This is a genomic window from Salinicoccus siamensis (assembly GCF_055391965.1).
Genome location: NZ_AP043765.1, coordinates 1650354 through 1667864, shown reverse-complemented (window position 1 = coordinate 1667864; position 17511 = coordinate 1650354). Strand labels below are relative to the sequence as shown.

Genomic DNA, 17511 nt, shown 5'->3' with positions numbered 1-17511 from the left:
CAAGAAATCTTTGGTCACAGGATGCTTTTTTATCGTAAAACGATATAATCGTTCAATTCTCCAGTTTAAATGTAAGTTTTTAGTGAATAGTACTATATAAAGTGTTTTTAATACATCAAATCAGTTGAGGGGGAAACATGCATGAAGATGAATGTTGCACAGAAGCTGATCAAGGATCATCTGGTGTCAGGGGAGATGACCCCTGGAGAGCAGATCGGCCTGAAAATCGACCAGACGTTGACGCAGGATGCGACGGGTACGATGGTGATGCTGGAACTGGAAGCGATGGATATTGACGAAGTGAAGACGGAAGTCTCCGCGCAATATGTCGACCACAACCTGATACAGGATGACCACCGCAACCCGGATGATCATCTGTTCCTGCGCAGTGCAGCGCAGAAGTTCGGCGTGCACTACAGCCGACCGGGCAATGGGGTCAGCCACCCGGTGCATATGCAGGAGCTATCGATTCCAGGCAAGACGCTGCTCGGTTCCGACAGCCACACGTGTGCCAACGGATGTATGGGCATGCTTGCGATGGGGGCCGGCGGCATCGATGTGACGATGGCCATGGCCGGCGAGCCGTATTACGTAGAGATGCCGCGGATCATGGGCGTGAAGCTTACAGGCAAGCTGCCTGACTGGGTCAGTGCCAAAGATGTCATATTGGAAATGCTCCGTAGACATACCGTTAAAGGCGGCGTTGGCAAGATCATCGAATACTACGGACCAGGGCTTGATGACCTGTCCGCCATGGACCGCCATGTCATCGCCAATATGGGCGCGGAACTGGGTGCCACCACGTCAGTCTTCCCGTCGGACGAGGAAGTGAAGCGCTTCATGAAGACGCAGGGGCGTGAAGATGACTGGGTAGAACTGAAGGCGGATGAGGGCGCAGAATATGATGATTATGAAGAGATCAACTTGTCTGAACTGGTACCGCTGATCGCGAAACCGACCAGTCCGGATAACGTTGTGCCGGTGGAAGAGATTGCCGGCCAGGAAATCTACCAGTCCTACATCGGTTCTTCAGCGAACCCAGGGTACCGTGACTTTGCGATAGCGGCGGAGATCGTCAAAGATAAAGTGATTGCGAACGGCATCTCTTTCGACATCAACCCGACATCCAGATTGTTGCTGCAGCAGCTGGTCGAAAACGGCCATATTGCGAGCCTATTGTCTTCCGGTGCCCGGATGCACCAGGCGGGCTGCAACGGCTGCATCGGCATGGGACAGGCACCAGCTACCGGCCAGAACAGCTTGCGGACGACACCACGGAACTTCCCGGGGCGTTCCGGCACGAAAGAAGACAGTGTCTTCCTATGCAGTCCGGAGACAGCAGCCGCTTCTGCCTTGTTCGGTGTCATCACCGACCCACGGACACTGGAAATGGACTATCCGGAAATTCCGGAGGCGGCTGCCGTCAAGAAAGGCGAAATGCTGGAAGCACCACCGAAAGATAAAGAGAACATCGAGCTGGAAAAAGGACCGAACGTATCATCCATCCCGAACTTCGATCCGATAGAAGATAATTTCGACTTGCCGGTCATACTTAAGATGGCAGACAACATCTCTACGGACGAAATCCTGGCAGGCGGTTCGAGGGTGTTGCCGTTCCGCAGTAACATTCCGAAAATCAGCTCCTTCGTCTTCGAAGGCGTGGATGAAGGCTATACCGAACGGGCGGCGGAAAAACGCGACGAAGGCGGCCATATGGTCGTCGCCGGGCACAACTACGGACAAGGGTCCAGCCGTGAACATGCGGCGCTCGCACCACGTTACCTCGGCCTGAAAGTCGTCCTGGTCAAAGATTTTGCGCGGATCCATCTGCAGAACCTCATCAACTTCGGTATCCTGCCGTTGACATTCGATGATCCGGCCGATCACCAGAATATTGGTCAGGGGGATGTATTGGAATTCCGCAATATCCATCAGACCATCCGGGATACGGATACATTCACCATCCGACTGAAAGACGCAGATGAAGAAATCACCGTCCACCATAGTCTGACAGGGCGCGACCTTGACATCCTGCTCGCCGGGGGCATCATCAACTGGGCGAAGCAGCGACAATAGAAGAAGAGGTAGAGGCGGGTGTGCTAGTGCACACCCGTTTTTTTACATAAAAGGCATTGCAATTCTATGACATGACGAAGCCGGCTGAGAGCGAGTGCCTCCAACCGGCTCTATTTCTATATCATAATATTATGCGCCTTAAGCTGAATCAGTGTCAGGCACCGGCGCCTTCATATCCTTCTGGTAGCGTATGGCCGCATCGACTGCACTTTGGGCGTTGATGTAGCCCCACTGATGGTTGAAGACGGGCTCACCGATGACCTGCAGGATGCTTTTGACATCGTTTGGACTGAGGTTCGGGTTCGCCTCCAGCATCAGGGCGATGACACCCGCACAGATCGGCGTCGCCATGGAGGTGCCGGACATCTGGACATAATGTTCACCGATGATCTGATCGGCGAGTTCCGTCTCGGTGGTCGATCCGGGTGCAAGCAGCGAAATGATGTTGGTGCCGGGTGCGTAGATATCCGGTTTGACGAATTGATCGATTGTCGGTCCACGGCTCGAATACTCCGCAATTTCATCGTCGGCCCGCTCCAGGGTATCCTGGTCATCCGCTGCCCCGACGGTGATGACGAAGGGGTTGATGGCCGGCGTGCCGATGGTCGACGGGGTCGGGCCGCTGTTGCCGGCGGCGGCACAGACGATGAGGCCTGAATGCCACGCTTCCTCTACAGCGAGCGATAGCGGATCGAGCCGGAAGGACTCCTGGGCTGGTGCGCCCAACGACAGTGACAGGATATCGATGCCATGGATGTCCTTGTAGTCGACACACCACTCGATGCCCTGGATGATGCTTGAGAGGCTGCCTGCTCCGGCGGCGTCAAGCACTTTGACACCAACCAGGGACGCTTCTGGCGCCGGGCCGATATACTTGCCGTTCGACATCGCCCCGTTACCTGCAGCATCTCCGGCGCAATGGGTGCCGTGTCCATTGTCGTCATACGGTGCGCTTTCGCCGTTGATGACGTCATGGAACCCAACGATGCGGTTACCCGGCGTCGTCAGATCTTCATGGGGATGGATGCCCGTATCGAGCACGGCGATGGTCACCCCGGCACCGCTGATCTGAAGCCGTTCCCTGATGGCGGCGCTGCCAATCTGTTCATTGGTGATGTCCAGGTAGGCGGAAACGGGCCGGTCATAATAGATGCGCTCAACGGCTGAGTGATCTTTGATTTCCTTTATCTTGTTCGGGGTGAGTTGGCTTTTCACACTGTTGATGAGGCGCATTTCCTGATCGAGATGGCTGTGGGCATCTTCAGCGCATTGCTTGAGCAGCTGATCCATCTCTTCATTGGCCGTGTCTTTCCTGCAGCGGATGATGATCGGAATCTTTTCGGTGCGTGCCGTGCGGTAGGTCTTCCGTTCACTTTGGCGCAGCTGTTCAATGAGCGCGGGGTCCAGTCGGCTGTTGTTTTCTTCGAACCAGACTCGTTTACGTTCACTCATATCATTGCCTCCTTTAATCGTATTGATGGGGCGTTGCTGTCACTCTCCGGCGCTTGATGGTGCTCTTACTATACTCAATTTCCCCTGGTTATTTATTTAAACATTTAGAATGTTTTGGATTCCCCCATGATGATTAATATCCGTCCCATGCGGGTAGTGGATATATGTAAGATGAATGCAACATTAAGATTGAATAGGAGGCATTATTGATGAAAGTCAAAGATATCATGACGACTGAAATCGAAACATGCGGACCTGAAACGACAGTGCAACAAGTGGCATCCAAAATGATGGAACTTGATGTCGGAAGCATCCCTGTTACTGAAGACGGCAATCTGCGCGGCATCATCACAGACCGTGACCTGGTCATCCGCGGCATTGCGTCCCAGTTCTCATTGGAGACGCCGATCAACCGTATCCTGTCTTCAAGCTACGTCACCGGCACGCCGGATATGGACGTTGAAGAAGCGGCCAACATCATGGCCCAGGAACAGGTACGCCGCCTGCCGATTATAGAGGACAACAAAGTAGTCGGCATCGTGGCTCTCGGCGATGTTGCGGTGGATGAAGAAGATTCGGAGGATTCCGAAGAAGCACTTGAGGAAATCTCCAAACCGGCAGAGCCGGACAAATAAAGAAATGAAAAGTTCCGGAGCACTGCTCCGGAACTTTTTTATGGGCACTTTTAGAAATCGAATGATTCGAAATGAATATCAGCACCCCTGTTGCGGTTGTCATATTCGCCGATCAGTTCATCGTCCTTGGTCATGAACTTGACCATCGGCAAGTTCTTGCCGGAACTGTCGAAGAGGATGCCATCAGCGCCCTCACGCACCGCTTCCCCGAAGCCCTGGAGTTTGCCTTTGGCATCAGACTCGTCGAGTTCATCGAACTTTTCGCTCGCCACGATATGGATGAGTGTATAATTCTCGTCCTGCGGCTCGATCGCATCGATATATGGGTCTTCAGCCATGCCATCGAATTTCCGTTCGAGTGCTTCGCGCTCCTCATCGGTCACCGCCACCTTCGGTTCCTCGGCCGACGCCTCCTCTCCAGTGGCGTCTTGTGTGCCGTCACTGCATGCGGCAAGGATCGCCATGGAGAAAATCAATGCCGCAACAAAATAGCGTTTCATAACTATCAGATGCTCCTTCTGTAATAAAGATATCCATTCCATTTTAGCATATCCTAGACGATCCGGGCTCGTCCGACCCCTACTGCTTCTGATATAATGGCGTAAAAAGGAGGGGCTTTCATGAAGAAGGTGATTATGGATGTCGATACGGGGGTTGATGATGCGCTGGCCATCATGTACGGCTTGGAAAGCGGTGCGCTTGAATTTTTAGGTCTCACGACGGTGGACGGGAACGTACCGCTCGAGATGGTCAACCGCAACACTCTGAAGGTGCTCAGCATATTGGGTCGGGACGATATACCGGTCTTCCCCGGGGCTGCGGGCCCTTTGATGAAACCGTCCCGGCATGTCCATCATATACACGGCGCGGATGGCCTTGGCGGCGCGCTCGCCGACTACCCATATGAGAATATGTGCGAGACGCAATTTGCGCCTGACTTCATCGTGGAGGCTGCCAGACGCCATCCGGGGGAAGTGACGCTGATTGCGGTGGGGCCGCTGACGAACGTTGCGCTGGCATTCAAGCAAGAGCCCTTGCTCGGTGAACTGTTGAAGGAGATCGTCATCATGGGCGGCATCGTCTCCAAGGCCGGCCGGGGCAACAGCGGGCCGAACTCGGAGTTCAATATATTTACGGATGCGGAAGCGGCGCGCATCGTCTTCCATGGGGGTGCGGATATTACGCTCGTGGGTCTGGACGTTACAAAACAAGCCGTGCTGACGGCCCGTGACATCGAAACATTGAAGGGCAGCAAGTATTATGATTTCATCAAGCAGTCGACAGAAATCTACCGTACCTTCAGCATGGATAAACTCGGGCTGGATGGTTGCGCGTTGCACGATCCATTGGCGGTCGGTTTCGCCTTGAACCGTGAATTTCTCCAGACCGAGCATCACTATGTCGATGTCGATACCGTCAGCCTATTGAACTACGGGCAGACCGTCTGCGACTTCGGGGATTTGTGGGGCGAAGCACCGAATGTCAACGTCAGCCTTGAGGTTGATGGGCAAGCATTCGTCGAGCATTTTTTGGCAGTGATGAAAAATGCGGAAGGCAAAGTATAACGTAAGCGTATATATGAGAAATGGAAGAGGGGATGCATTATGATGTCTATCATCGTCCTGTTGCTCGGGATCATTGTTTATCTGCTGTACACAAATTCAAAATTGAATGGCGAAGTCAGGCGACTTAGGAATGGACAGGAAAAATTCATTACGCCAGACGGTGAAGGCCACCCGGTCAATCATGAACTGCGCCAGATGGTCAGGGAAGGCGAGGAAATCAAAGCCATCAAGAAAGCCCGGCAGACATTTGGCTTATCCTTGGTTGAAGGCAAACAATATGTCGATCGGCTGAAGCAGGATTAACATGACTATACATTTCTGATAATGTCTTATTGGCCGGATGAAAAGCATGTCTGCGACGGCGACCGGGATTATGCATCAGAGCAAACCGACGCTAGAGTCCAAGTGATTTTTTTTCGAATAGGATTAGACATACAAAATATGGGTAATATGATGTATATTACATATGTTGTATGATTTTTTCTTTTTATATATGAGTACGGAAGCAAAGGGGTGCATCCATGAAGATGAACTGGGGGAAGGTACGGTCGAATGCACAGCGGGTGGCAGTCAGGATGGATAAAGTCAGAAAGTATAATGCCGGGCAGATGAAGTGGCTGGCAGGCGGCACTTTCTCGGCCATTAAAAAAACGGCCTCCCGGATCTATAGAGGGGGGCAGTATAAGATAGCGGTGGCGCGGGCACGCGAGGAAGCCCGCTGTGTATATTACCGCCAGTTCCCAAGCGACAGGCTGGTGAAGATGTATCTGCTGAGTGAACATATGCTTCATATGGGGACGATCAAACGTGTGATGGAGGAGCGTGGATACCAATATGACTCGCGGCGTGATCGGTTTGTCCCGCATGAGCCTGTGAAGGTGCGGGAACAGATGGCGCTTGATATGAAAAGACGGGGTGAAATGGAGACATACGAAGCCGTCGAAGCGGAAGTGTTTAAACAGCGTGGGCTTGGCAAACCATAAAAAAAGAAGACCATATCGGTCTTCTTTTTTTATGGCACAATCGGTCCGCCGTTGATGGTAGTAAGCGGTTCATTGACATTGAAGATCTTGCCGTTGACCGAGTCGATGCCGAATGAGCGGAGCCGTTCCGTATGTTTTTTCAGATAGGCTTCTGCCGCTTCTTTCGTGTCGAAGAGGTAGATGCCGCCAGCTTCCTTCTCTTCTGCGTTCTCCGTCCAGATCTTCCAGAGGAACCCGGACTCTTCATTGATGCTTTCGGCAAGCTCTCTGAACCCTTCGGCCATATCTTCGCCGAAAGGGCCGTCCATGTCGAAATCGACCTGCAGTATGACTGCCATTTCTCACGCCTCCCTTTACATTATCTGCTTCTACTATAATGGATATATGGGGGGCTGTCCGCTTACATGCCTATAGTCGTGCGGACGGTTGCGAATTTTTCGCTGAGGGACGGGCGTACCGTCTCCATCATGAAGCTGACTTCATCTTTTATCTCATCGACATCTTTCGGTTCAGAGGGTTCACCGAGTATCAGTGTGGCGATCAGATAGGCGATACCTGAGAGGACGACTGCCACTCCAATAAGTCCGAGACAGCCAAAGAGTAGGGCGGACCTGCTGCCTTCATGATTTTGTCGATTGTTTTCTTCAGCCATACGTTTCCTCCATTCTTATAGGGGCAGTTGCTGCCCGGCGGCTCCATATACATATAGAGTATTTTAACACAATCGACGGCGGCACGTTAACCCGTTCCCCGTTTTGCTCCCCGGTATACTGCCTGGGGAATGGCTGCTCAGTGAAGGGAATATGTAATCAGACATGCATTCTGTCACCGTGCAGTGCTACAATAGGGAGAGAAAAAAATTTTGAGGTGAAAAAATGTCCAATCCAGCAGGATTTTGGGTGCGGCTCGGGGCACGGGTGCTTGATGCGCTGCTTGTCGGCATGGTGGTCGCGACAGTCCTATTCATTTTCCAGGTCGATACCACAAGCGGGAGCACCCAGACGGGCGAGAGCATCGCAGGCTTAGCATATTTCATTCTGCTGCCTGCCTATTTCTACGGGTACACGATCGCCAAGCGCGTGCTGAATATACGGGTCGTCAAAGTGGATGGTTCAAAAGCGGGGCTGTGGCCGATGATCATACGTGAAGTACTCGGGTTCTTCATCTACAGCGTGACGTTCGGTCTCGCAGCCATTGCGTCAGCCATTATGGTCAGTGTGCGGAAAGATAAGCGGTCGCTCCATGACCTGCTTGCCGGCACTTATGTCACTTTCGACGAACCGGAAGCATTCAAACAGATGTCATAGCATACGTTGAAGTCTACCGCTGTTGCGGTGGGCTTTTTACGTGTCCGGATATCTGTCTTTCACATTTGAACGAAACCGCTGTATAATTAGGCCAATGAAACCCTAGGGGAGGAAATGACATCCATGGACATCAAGCATATGCGCTATTTCACGGCCATCGTCAAGCATGGCAGCATGACCGAGGCAGCAAACCAGCTCTACATATCCCAGCCGACGATCAGCAAGGCGATCAATGATGTCGAGGCGGAACTTGGCGTGCGGCTGTTCAACAGGAACCGTAAGCAATTTGAACTGACTGATGCCGGCCAGATGTTCTACGACCAGTCTGAGGAGATACTCAGGATGCATGAAGCGTTGGCATATGACTTAAAAAACATGGTCGGTGTACAGCACGGCCATATCCGCATCGGCCTGCCACCGATTATGGACGTCAGCCCGCTGATGGCGATCATGAAGACGTTTCACGACAAGTATCCGAAGATTACCTATCAGCTGATCGAAAGCGGCAGCGGCACAATCGAACAGCGCCTCAGGCAATATGATATCGACATCGGCATCACCGTACTGCCGACTGAAGGCGCCGATTTCGATTCTTTTACCTTCCTGTCTGAAACATTGTGCCTGGTCGTCCATCCGAACCACCCGCTCGCCGAGTCCCGCACCATCGGCCTCGATGCACTTAGGGATGCGGACTTCATCATGTTCAATGAAGACTTCTATCTGAATGAAATCATAAATTCCGCATGCAAAAATGCAGGTTTCACCCCAAAAGTGATCGCAAAGACATCACAATGGCATTTTATAGAAGAAATGATCCAGTCGGAGCTTGGGGTGTGCATATTGCCTGAGAGCGTAGCACGGCTGCTCGGCGCGCCGTCGGTGGCGGTCGAGATAACGGAGCCCGTCATGCGCTGGCGCCTCGGCATCGTCTGGAACCGGGACCGCTACATGAATTTCATCACCAAAGAGTGGCTGAAGCACTTCCAGGAGACGTTTGCCTGATTGCGAGGGACCGCTTTCATCGTTTTAGGCTATATGCGACATTTAATAAAACTATTGTTCAGAAAGGGTTTTCAGGTTCTACAATGGAATCATCAGTAAGACGAAAGGTGATTTCTTGAATGGTTGAATATAAAAATCCAAAAGACAGTAAAGTCATCAGCATCGATCAGGTGTTTGCGAATGACTTGAACAACTACGACACATTGTTCGGAGGCGTGCTGATGAAGCGCATCGACAACGTCGCCTCACTTGCCGCAAGGCGCCACGCGCGGGTCAGGGAATGCGTGACGGCATCCATCGACTCGATCGACTTCCTGCGCCCGATCACGCAATCCGAATCAGTATGCATAGAAGCATTCGTGTCATCGACCGGCAACCGCAGCATGGAGATCTTCTGCAAAGTAATCACGGAAGACCTGGTGACCGAGGAACGCAATGTCGCGGCAACGGCCTTCCTGACATTCGTGGCGCTCGATGAAGAGACGAAACGGCCAATCGCTGTGCCTGGCATCATACCGGAGACGGATGAGGAGAAGTATCTGTATGAGTCTAACAAGAAGCGGACGGCCATGCGAAAGGACCGCCGCATACACAGCAAGGAACTGACGACGAAGATCAGTGTCGACAAACCATGGGATGAGGTGAACCGATAATGTACGCGAGCACCAAAACAATACGTGAGATCGAAAGGGACCTGGCGCACTTAAGCGAAAACCATCCAATCCTGTACCATAGGCTCGAACACGTCACGAGCTTTGCCCGTCAGCTGCAGGTCAAATACAAGTATTTGGCCGACATGATGACAGGGGAGGCACACGAACCGACACCAAAATTCATCAAGTCCTCTGTGCTTGAGATATTGGCGGACGAAGTGGAGAAGCTCCGGCGCGTCGAAGGGTTTGAACTGTTCCTCGATATATTGAAGCAGAACCGCCATATCGATTCCCCGGAAATATTCCTGATGATACTCGGTGCGAAACCTGAAAAAGTGGTCAACAACGCCATCATAAGCTGAATAATCGAAAGTAGCGGTCCTGACCGAGGGCCGCTATTTTTTTGTAGGCCTATGTCTTTACTATAAATTTACATGAGGATGATATATAATTCCTTTAATATGTTGTATAATCAAAGTGAGATGCTTATCGGACACTTATACGTCATGCGCAATGCACTGAACTGCACCCGTTTCATTACAAATCAAGGGGGGGATCGAAATGATCCAGTATCATGTTGTAAATGCTTTTTTGGAAGAGCAGACCGACTGCAGAAGCATCAACGAATTGAAGGCTCTCGAAAACACGCTCCCTGGGGAGGAAGGCTGCTTCATCGACAGCGCACTCTCCTTCCTCATGACCCGCGCAGAACGCCCTCCTGAATGGGACCTTACTGTCCATTGTTTCGGGAGCTGCGTCATCAACATGTCCAAAATAGGCATCTATGCGTTACTGGATGACGGGATAACCGCCATACATACGCCCCTCTTGAAACAGTTCGGCAGCATCGCCCAGTGGCAGATGGTACGCTACTCATTCGATGATATGCAGACGCTCGATATGGAAAAGCTCGACCGTGATGATCTGGCGGACAAGGAGTCAGGCGTGCTGTTCATGAAAGTGAACAATAACAAGCGCCAGATCCGCAACTATACATTGCGTAACCTGAACCCTGCCCACCTCGAGCAATTCCAGCGCCTGCAGATGATACGTCAAGCCAGCCGCATGCACTAGTTGACATCGGGGTTATGAATGCATTTTAAAATATGCCTAAACATGGTATATTTCTGATACGACATAAGAGAGGTAGGAAACGCAACATGATCCATTACAATCTGGTCAATGAATATTTAAATGATATAGAATTACCGGAGCCCATGACAGAAGTCGTTGGTGCTTCATATGAATTGGAAGGAAAGGAACTGGATTTCATCACCCAGGCGAACAATTTTCTTGAACATGAGCCGATCTTCAGTTCATATCAGAAGAAGGACGTCCATTGTCTGGGTACATGCCTGATCAATTTGACACGTACCGGGCTCTACTTCCTGCTCGAGGATGAAATTATGGTGGTCCACCGTTCCATCCTAAAGGAAGGAGAAGGGGAGGCCGATTGGGAAATCAGCCATTTCCGTTTTACTGAAATCCAAAATCTGGACCACGAAGTGATAAATGGTCTGACCGAACCAAAGTATGAATCCGGGGCATTGTTCCTAAAGGTCCTGAACGAGAAGGGTGCAGTACGCAATCATACGCTGCGCAATATGAATCCTGCCCATTTCCAATGCTTTGAAGATTTCCACGTGGCCATCAAAAACAACAGGACGATATCAAAATGATACCTAAAAACCCAGGCTTTTGAGCCTGGGTTTTTTCTATCTTCTGTAGTCCGTATCGGTTTTTGGAAGGTTTTCAGTAACATCAGCCTCTTCGTAGCGCACAGGTTCCCTGATGTGCGCCACATCTTCGACGGTCTGCTTGCGGATGACGACCTCTTCAGTGACGACGCGCTCCTTGATGACCCGAACGCGTTCTTCGGTAATCGGAATACGCTCGACGCCAGCTTCTTTCGCCACTTCATAGGTCTCGGCCAATGGACTGCCCTCTACTGGAATGCGTTCGACCGTGACCTCCTCGCGGGTGACGGGCACATCAAATTCTTCCACCCGTATGTTCGTGGACTTATTGACCTCGACTTCTCCTGTCTGGACCGTTTCCTTATTAACATCCACACGTTCCTCACGCAACTCAATGGTCTCCTCATCGTGATCTGGAGAAGCGGTGCGCGCTTCTGCCTGGTGGTCTCTGGAAAAACGGGCCTCCCTTTTACGGCCATCATTTCCATTGTCTGTCCAATAGCTGTATTCACTGTCCGATGGATCGATGTAATCGGCCTTGTCCGCATCGTGGAAGAAACCGCCCTTGACGGGATCCGGCTCGTCTATATGGAGGAGCAGCTTGCCGTCCATCAGCGCCTGGCGGTATTCAGCCTGCTGGGCTTCACTCAGGCGGAGGCTGTTCATCGCCTGGGTCTCCGGATCCTCATCCGCAAACCATGAGACGATGCGGTCCCATGTGTCCACCTCCGTACTCCGCTGTTTGACGCCGAGGTGGTCGAACGCCCGCTCACCAGGATCTTCCTTGGTGATGACCGTCATGCGTGACGCATCGACCCCTTTCAGTTTCAGGTGTTCGATGCGCCCGAGCAGATCCTTGTCATTCGAAAAAGATTCTATAATCGCCATCTGTAATTCCCCCGTTCCTGATCGTTTAGGTAGTGATGCCCCAATCAATAGACTAATACCCATGGTACGCGCCGTTAAACGGTGGAAGGCATCGGTACCATTAATGTATAATAGATTGAGCATCGTAGATACATTTATCATAGACTAGAATAGGAATGATAAAGATGAAACCTAAAATTATTTTTTTACTTAACTCTGTAGATCTCAATCGGGGAGGATTGACCCATGCTTCCTTAAGGCAGGCGAGCACTTTTGCGGATGCGGGATACGATACAGATATATTGACTTTCAGGTACGAACCTCGTTTTCCAGAGATAGTCCGTAAATTAAAAGAGAAAAATAAAGTGAGCAAGAACGTGCGTATTCGCAGTTTATTTGATGAACGGGCTGGCTATCAAGATGAAAGAATACAGACAGATAGTATAAAGGTGGATATATCCGACTATAAGAAAGAATATGAAATTTCTAAACGGGGCTCTCGTAACGCGTATCGTCTATATAAAGAGGGCAAGTATGAGAAATACATTTCCTTAAGAGCCGATGACACACTAGATTTTATAGATTACTTCAATAATGAGGGTGAACGTACACACAGGGCACACTATAATTATTATGGTGATATGACCAGAGTAAAGTACTACAGCTCGGAAGAGAACAAGATGAGAAAAGATGTGTTTTTCGACAAGGATGGTGACAGTTTTCTGATTATGTGGTGGAATCCAGCCACGGAGGAGAGGGTACGTGTCACGAACCTTGCGAAAAACCACATGATTTTATCTGAGACTGATGGTGACACTAATCAGCATAAGGCAGAGTGGCTGAAAAAAGTGGTGGGGGAGACGAATACCCCGCCTGTTCTGATTTCAGATACACGTTCCACCGATGAGCTATTGATACTATTGGGTGATACTGAAGCAAAACGTGCCATCCGCCCTCACTCGAACCACCTTAAAGATCCGGATGACCCAAAATCGGAATTGAATATCCGAAACAGATCTGCCATAAAAAATATAGATAAGGTTGATGCCCTTATAGTGTTGACTGAAAAGCAGAAGATGGATATTGCCAAGCGTTTTGGTCATGAGGAAAAGATTTACGTCATTCCAAATTACTATGAAGCACACCAAAGTGAGAAGACAATAAAATCTTTTATCAAGACGACCTTTAGAGAAACTAAAAATCTCCTTCGAGGCAAGCCCCCCTCCTTTAAACGGGACATGAAGAAAGTAGTGATTATTTCACGATTTTCAAGCATCAAAAATATTGATCATGTAATCAAGGCATTCAAAAAGGTTGTAGAAGCTGTACCGGAAGCTCAACTTGAAATTTGGGGCGGAGGCGATAAGAAGAAGGATTATATTAATCTAATCGATGAACTCGAACTCAAAAAGAATGTCTTCATTAAAGGATATACTCAAGATCCAGCGAAAATCTACCGTTCTGGTGCGCTTTCTGCCGTTACTTCTAAAGCGGAGGGATTCTCCTTATCGGTAATGGAAAGCATGGTCAACGAGACGCCTGTCATCAGCTACAATATCCGTTATGGGCCTTCAGACATGATTGATGATGGACAGAACGGTTATCTAATTGAAAAAGGGGATATTGACACATTATCCGAAAGGATGATATCAATGCTCAAAGACCCTGAAAAAACAAGAGAGATGGGTAAGGCAGCACAATACAAGATGGACGACAAATTCAATATTGATAGCTATAGGGAGAAATGGTTTACTTTAATCGATCACTTAATGAAGCAGGACGAAAGTCGAGGTGCTAAAAAATAAAATGATTTCAATCATCACACCAGCAGAAAAAAATGAAAACTTTATAAATGAAACGCTTGAATCCATACACCGGCAGACATATGCAGATTATGAAGTGCTGATTCTCCATTCTGACACAGGCGCCCTCAAAAGAGCGGTGGGAGATAAATATACAGAAGACGAGCGGTTTAAATTCATAGAGACCGATCATGATATCAAAGTAGGGGAAGCACGTAATATAGGCATGGATATGGCTCAGGGAGACTATATCTACTTCCTGGATAGCGACGACTACATTTCAGAAAATACGCTGCAGCTGCTGGCGGAAAATGTAGGCGACTACCCCGTCATCAGAGCAAAGATGAAGCGTACAGATTTCGGTTCAAGTTTTGCCATCATCATGCCTGGAACCAACAAGTTGAAGATGTTCAGTCTTAGAAAATACAATCTGATTCGGAACCATTCAGCTTTGAACTTCCTGATTTCAAAGGCACAGGTCGAGCAATTAGGCCTCCGTTTTGACGGAACGGTCGAGGGCTTCTCAGACCTTACATTCATGATCCCTCTATTGGAATCGGTTGAAGTGGTGCCCTATGTCAGTGAAGCGATCTACTTCAGAAGAAGGCGGAACGATCCGATCAACCATCCTTCCCTAAGACAATTGCCGGTGGAGCAGCGCATGCAAGATCTGTTTACAGTCTACAACACGCTGAAAGAGAAGCCGCTCAGCCTCGAAGCGGAGATGTTTTTGGACAATACCTTGCTTAACTTCTATCGAAAACATCTTGTAGTGAAATTCAAAGATGATTCATTCATCGATGAATATTTCGATGACCTTGCTGCCAGCATAAATAAGATCAACCCAGCATCACTCGAGAATCGGGACAGGATTCTGCTGAACGATATCCGGGCGATACGCACCAATAAAGTCGGCATATTCAAACGGCTGAGTAATTTCCATCATCTGCTGAGGGATATACAAAAAGGAATCAGATCCAAGAAAGGCCGTAAAGAACTGATCTATAAGCGCATATTCAATAGGATGGCTCTGATGGATGACCTTGTGATGTTTGAAAGCTTCCAGGGCAAAGCCTATTCGGACAGTCCGAAATATATTTATGAATATATGCTTAAGAAACGGCCGGGTCATAAACTCGTTTGGGTACTGAACAAAAATCAGAAGATACCCGGCGATCCTAAGACGGTAAAGCGTTTTTCGTTAAAATATTATTATTATATCGCCCGGGCCAAGCATATCGTGAGCAACGTGCGCATGCCGAACAGCTACATCAAACGGAACGGCCAGAAATATCTGCAGACTTGGCATGGCACGCCGTTGAAACGACTCGCAGGCGACATGGAAGCCGTGCATATGCCGGGGACGAATGCTGTACGCTATAAGAGGAACTTCAACAACGAGACGGACAAATGGGATTATCTCATCGCCCCGAACCCCTATTCATCGGAAATCTTCAAAAGGGCCTTCTGGTTCAACAATACAATGCTCGAGACGGGCTATCCGCGGAACGATATATTGACGAATGACAACAATCCGGTCATCATCCGGAGCATCAAGGAGAAACTCGGCCTGCCGAGGGACAAGAAGGTCATACTCTATGCCCCGACATGGCGGGACGATGAATATTATAAGGTGGGGAAATACAGGTTTACCCTCCAGCTCGACCTAGAAAGATTGAGGGCGCAATTCGGCGAGGAGTACATCATCCTGCTCAGGATGCACTATGTCGTCGCCTCCAAGATGGATCTGACTGGGCTGGAAGGATTCGCATATGATGTATCAGGATATGACGATGTCAGTGAACTGTATCTCATTTCCGATATGCTCATCACCGACTATTCCTCCGTATTCTTCGATTATGCGAATTTGAAGCGGCCGATCCTCTTCTTCACCTATGATCTGGAGAAGTACAAGGACCAGCTGCGCGGCTTCTATATCGATATGGAGACCGAACTGCCCGGTCCGCTTCTCCGGGACAACGATGCACTTTTCGAAGCGGTTGAGAACATCGACCAGGTGGTCGCGGACTATGAAGAACGGTACGATGCCTTCTATGATAGGTTCTGCAGCTGGGATGACGGCAGGGCGGCCGAGAAGGTTGTGGATATCGTATTCGACAAGTGACATCAAGATTATCAGCAAGGCATGTCGGCGCGGCATGCCTTTATTTCATCGATTGAAGACTAGAGGATTGCATATCAACCGAATTGGGGTATAGACAAAACGGCTACTGCCGGTGGCAAAATTAAATTCCAGGAATTTGAGTTTAAAATTTCATTTAGGTGGTATCTGATATCTGTATCCAGTTATAATTCAAAGATATTCGGAGGTTTTGATAATGGGTTGGATTATTACATTGATTGTAGGTGGCATCATCGGTTGGCTCGCTGGAGTCATCATCGGTAAAGATGTGCCATTCGGCATCATCGGAAACATCATTGCAGGCCTTGTAGGCGCGGCCATTGCGAACGCAATCGGACTCAGCTTCGGTCCTACAGTCGGTGGCGTCAGCATCATCGGCGGATTGCTTGGTGCGATCATCCTCATTCTAGTCGTATCATTCATCATGAAGGCACTGAGAAAAGCGTAGAAGCATGAACGGAGCCATCCCGCCACGGGATGGCTTTTTTTTACATATTAAATTATATGTATGGTTTGAGGCGCCACAAAGCGCGCCTTTTGGTATGATGATAGCAACGATGATAATGAGGTGGAAAATGTGATTATAGAAGGCATCGCGGTAACTATGCAGGACGTACAGGATTTGAATGATTTCGGGGCGGACCGTATAGAGTTGTGTACAGATATGGAGCAGGATGGTCTGACGCCAAGCACGGACCTGATCCAGGAGGCCGCAGCGCACTCTAATATTCCGGTGAATGTCATGATCCGGCCACACGGCGAGTCTTTCTGTTACTCCAGGGAGGATATGGAGAAGATGCGGTCCTCAATCAGAACAGTCCGGGAGTGCGGCGCAGCTGGCATTGTCCTCGGGTGTCTCACAGACTCAGGCACAATCGATGAAGAAGCATTGGCAATCCTCCTGGATGAAAGCGGTGACTTGGATGTGACATTCCATAAAGCATTCGATGCGGTGGATGATCAGTTGGCGGCACTTGAAATCCTCATGCGGTACCCTAAAATCAAAACCCTCCTGACTTCAGGCGGACAAGGCGCCTCTGTAAATAATACAGCGACACTGAAGGAATTGATAGAGATAGTAGAAAGGCACCCTCTTACAATCATGCCTGGGGGCGGTTTGAACACAGAAAATGTTTCTCGGGTAATGGAGGCGCCCACTCGAGACGCACTCCATTTCGGTACCGGCATCAGAGAAGGGTGGTCCTACGAAGGGCGCATTTCAAAACAAGCAGTTCTGACGATTAAAAATCAGGTTAAGTAGGTAAATTATCTAAACCAACCTGCCGTGTGATTCAAAAACTATTGATGAACATGTGCCATCCGGGGAGG

At 49.6% G+C, this 17511-nt stretch carries 20 protein-coding genes; 15 read left to right on the top strand and 5 right to left on the bottom strand.

Going from position 1 to position 17511, the window contains the following annotated elements; genetic code table 11:
• Positions 1–141 precede the first annotated feature (141 nt).
• Positions 142–2076: an aconitate hydratase gene (locus tag ACZ5LF_RS08585; RefSeq protein WP_380572093.1), complete on the top strand. Its 1935-nt coding sequence runs from the start codon at positions 142–144 to the stop codon at positions 2074–2076.
• A 138-nt stretch (positions 2077–2214) separates the two neighbouring features.
• On the opposite strand, the gene ACZ5LF_RS08580 is transcribed toward ACZ5LF_RS08585, so the two are convergent.
• Positions 2215–3528: a S8 family peptidase gene (locus tag ACZ5LF_RS08580; RefSeq protein ID WP_380572091.1), complete on the bottom strand. Its 1314-nt coding sequence runs from the start codon at positions 3526–3528 to the stop codon at positions 2215–2217.
• Positions 3529–3737: 209 nt separating this feature from the next.
• On the opposite strand from ACZ5LF_RS08580, the gene ACZ5LF_RS08575 reads away from it, so the two are divergent.
• Positions 3738–4163, top strand: a complete 426-nt coding sequence (locus tag ACZ5LF_RS08575) for a CBS domain-containing protein (protein ID WP_380572089.1) — start codon at positions 3738–3740, stop codon at positions 4161–4163.
• Between the two features lie 50 nt (positions 4164–4213).
• On the opposite strand, the gene ACZ5LF_RS08570 is transcribed toward ACZ5LF_RS08575, so the two are convergent.
• Positions 4214–4663: a hypothetical protein gene (locus tag ACZ5LF_RS08570; protein ID WP_380572087.1), complete on the bottom strand. Its 450-nt coding sequence runs from the start codon at positions 4661–4663 to the stop codon at positions 4214–4216.
• A gap of 120 nt (positions 4664–4783) precedes the next feature.
• On the opposite strand from ACZ5LF_RS08570, the gene ACZ5LF_RS08565 reads away from it, so the two are divergent.
• The 3 genes from ACZ5LF_RS08565 (at position 4784) to ACZ5LF_RS08555 (ending at position 6711) form a co-directional block, all read left to right on the top strand.
• The gene (locus tag ACZ5LF_RS08565; protein WP_380572085.1) at positions 4784–5728 is read left to right on the top strand and encodes a nucleoside hydrolase; all 945 of its coding nucleotides are present in this window, start codon (positions 4784–4786) and stop codon (positions 5726–5728) included.
• A 39-nt stretch (positions 5729–5767) separates the two neighbouring features.
• Positions 5768–6031, top strand: coding sequence for a hypothetical protein (locus tag ACZ5LF_RS08560; RefSeq protein ID WP_380572083.1), 264 nt, complete (start codon positions 5768–5770; stop codon positions 6029–6031).
• A 218-nt stretch (positions 6032–6249) separates the two neighbouring features.
• A complete protein-coding gene (locus tag ACZ5LF_RS08555; protein WP_380572081.1) occupies positions 6250–6711 on the top strand; it encodes a hypothetical protein in 462 nt (153 codons plus the stop codon).
• Positions 6712–6740: 29 nt separating this feature from the next.
• On the opposite strand, the gene ACZ5LF_RS08550 is transcribed toward ACZ5LF_RS08555, so the two are convergent.
• On the bottom strand, positions 6741–7049 hold the full coding sequence (locus ACZ5LF_RS08550) for a monooxygenase (protein ID WP_380572079.1): 309 nt from the start codon (positions 7047–7049) through the stop codon (positions 6741–6743).
• A gap of 62 nt (positions 7050–7111) precedes the next feature.
• Positions 7112–7363 carry a hypothetical protein gene (locus ACZ5LF_RS08545; protein ID WP_380572077.1) on the bottom strand — a complete coding sequence of 84 codons (252 nt, stop codon included), beginning with the start codon at positions 7361–7363 and terminating at the stop codon, positions 7112–7114.
• Positions 7364–7586: 223 nt separating this feature from the next.
• On the opposite strand from ACZ5LF_RS08545, the gene ACZ5LF_RS08540 reads away from it, so the two are divergent.
• The 6 genes from ACZ5LF_RS08540 to ACZ5LF_RS08515 all read left to right on the top strand — a co-directional run bounded on the left by ACZ5LF_RS08540 (position 7587) and on the right by ACZ5LF_RS08515 (position 11352).
• On the top strand, positions 7587–8018 hold the full coding sequence (locus ACZ5LF_RS08540; protein ID WP_380572075.1) for an RDD family protein: 432 nt from the start codon (positions 7587–7589) through the stop codon (positions 8016–8018).
• 123 nt (positions 8019–8141) lie between these two features.
• A complete protein-coding gene (locus ACZ5LF_RS08535; protein ID WP_380572073.1) occupies positions 8142–9020 on the top strand; it encodes a LysR family transcriptional regulator in 879 nt (292 codons plus the stop codon).
• A 119-nt stretch (positions 9021–9139) separates the two neighbouring features.
• Positions 9140–9673: an acyl-CoA thioesterase gene (locus tag ACZ5LF_RS08530; RefSeq protein WP_380572071.1), complete on the top strand. Its 534-nt coding sequence runs from the start codon at positions 9140–9142 to the stop codon at positions 9671–9673.
• On the top strand, positions 9673–10035 hold the full coding sequence (locus ACZ5LF_RS08525; protein WP_380572069.1) for a hypothetical protein: 363 nt from the start codon (positions 9673–9675) through the stop codon (positions 10033–10035). The genes ACZ5LF_RS08530 and ACZ5LF_RS08525 overlap by 1 nt, the downstream gene beginning before the upstream one ends.
• 199 nt (positions 10036–10234) lie before the next feature.
• Positions 10235–10747, top strand: coding sequence for a hypothetical protein (locus tag ACZ5LF_RS08520; protein WP_380572067.1), 513 nt, complete (start codon positions 10235–10237; stop codon positions 10745–10747).
• 86 nt (positions 10748–10833) lie between these two features.
• Positions 10834–11352 carry a hypothetical protein gene (locus ACZ5LF_RS08515; protein WP_380572065.1) on the top strand — a complete coding sequence of 173 codons (519 nt, stop codon included), beginning with the start codon at positions 10834–10836 and terminating at the stop codon, positions 11350–11352.
• Between the two features lie 36 nt (positions 11353–11388).
• On the opposite strand, the gene ACZ5LF_RS08510 is transcribed toward ACZ5LF_RS08515, so the two are convergent.
• Entirely contained in the window at positions 11389–12258 is an 870-nt protein-coding gene (locus tag ACZ5LF_RS08510; RefSeq protein WP_380572063.1) for a YsnF/AvaK domain-containing protein, read from the bottom strand.
• 164 nt (positions 12259–12422) lie between these two features.
• Between ACZ5LF_RS08510 and ACZ5LF_RS08505 the strand changes: the two genes are divergently transcribed.
• The 4 genes from ACZ5LF_RS08505 (at position 12423) to ACZ5LF_RS08490 (ending at position 17443) form a co-directional block, all read left to right on the top strand.
• The gene (locus ACZ5LF_RS08505; protein WP_380572061.1) at positions 12423–14042 is read left to right on the top strand and encodes a glycosyltransferase; all 1620 of its coding nucleotides are present in this window, start codon (positions 12423–12425) and stop codon (positions 14040–14042) included.
• Positions 14029–16164 carry a bifunctional glycosyltransferase/CDP-glycerol:glycerophosphate glycerophosphotransferase gene (locus tag ACZ5LF_RS08500; RefSeq protein WP_380572059.1) on the top strand — a complete coding sequence of 712 codons (2136 nt, stop codon included), beginning with the start codon at positions 14029–14031 and terminating at the stop codon, positions 16162–16164. The genes ACZ5LF_RS08505 and ACZ5LF_RS08500 overlap by 14 nt, the downstream gene beginning before the upstream one ends.
• Positions 16165–16378: 214 nt before the next feature.
• Complete coding sequence (locus ACZ5LF_RS08495) at positions 16379–16630, top strand: GlsB/YeaQ/YmgE family stress response membrane protein (protein ID WP_380572057.1); 252 nt, start codon at positions 16379–16381, stop codon at positions 16628–16630.
• A 129-nt stretch (positions 16631–16759) separates the two neighbouring features.
• Positions 16760–17443 (top strand): copper homeostasis protein CutC, encoded by a 684-nt coding sequence (locus ACZ5LF_RS08490; RefSeq protein ID WP_380572056.1) that lies wholly within the window; start codon positions 16760–16762, stop codon positions 17441–17443.
• Positions 17444–17511 lie beyond the last annotated feature (68 nt).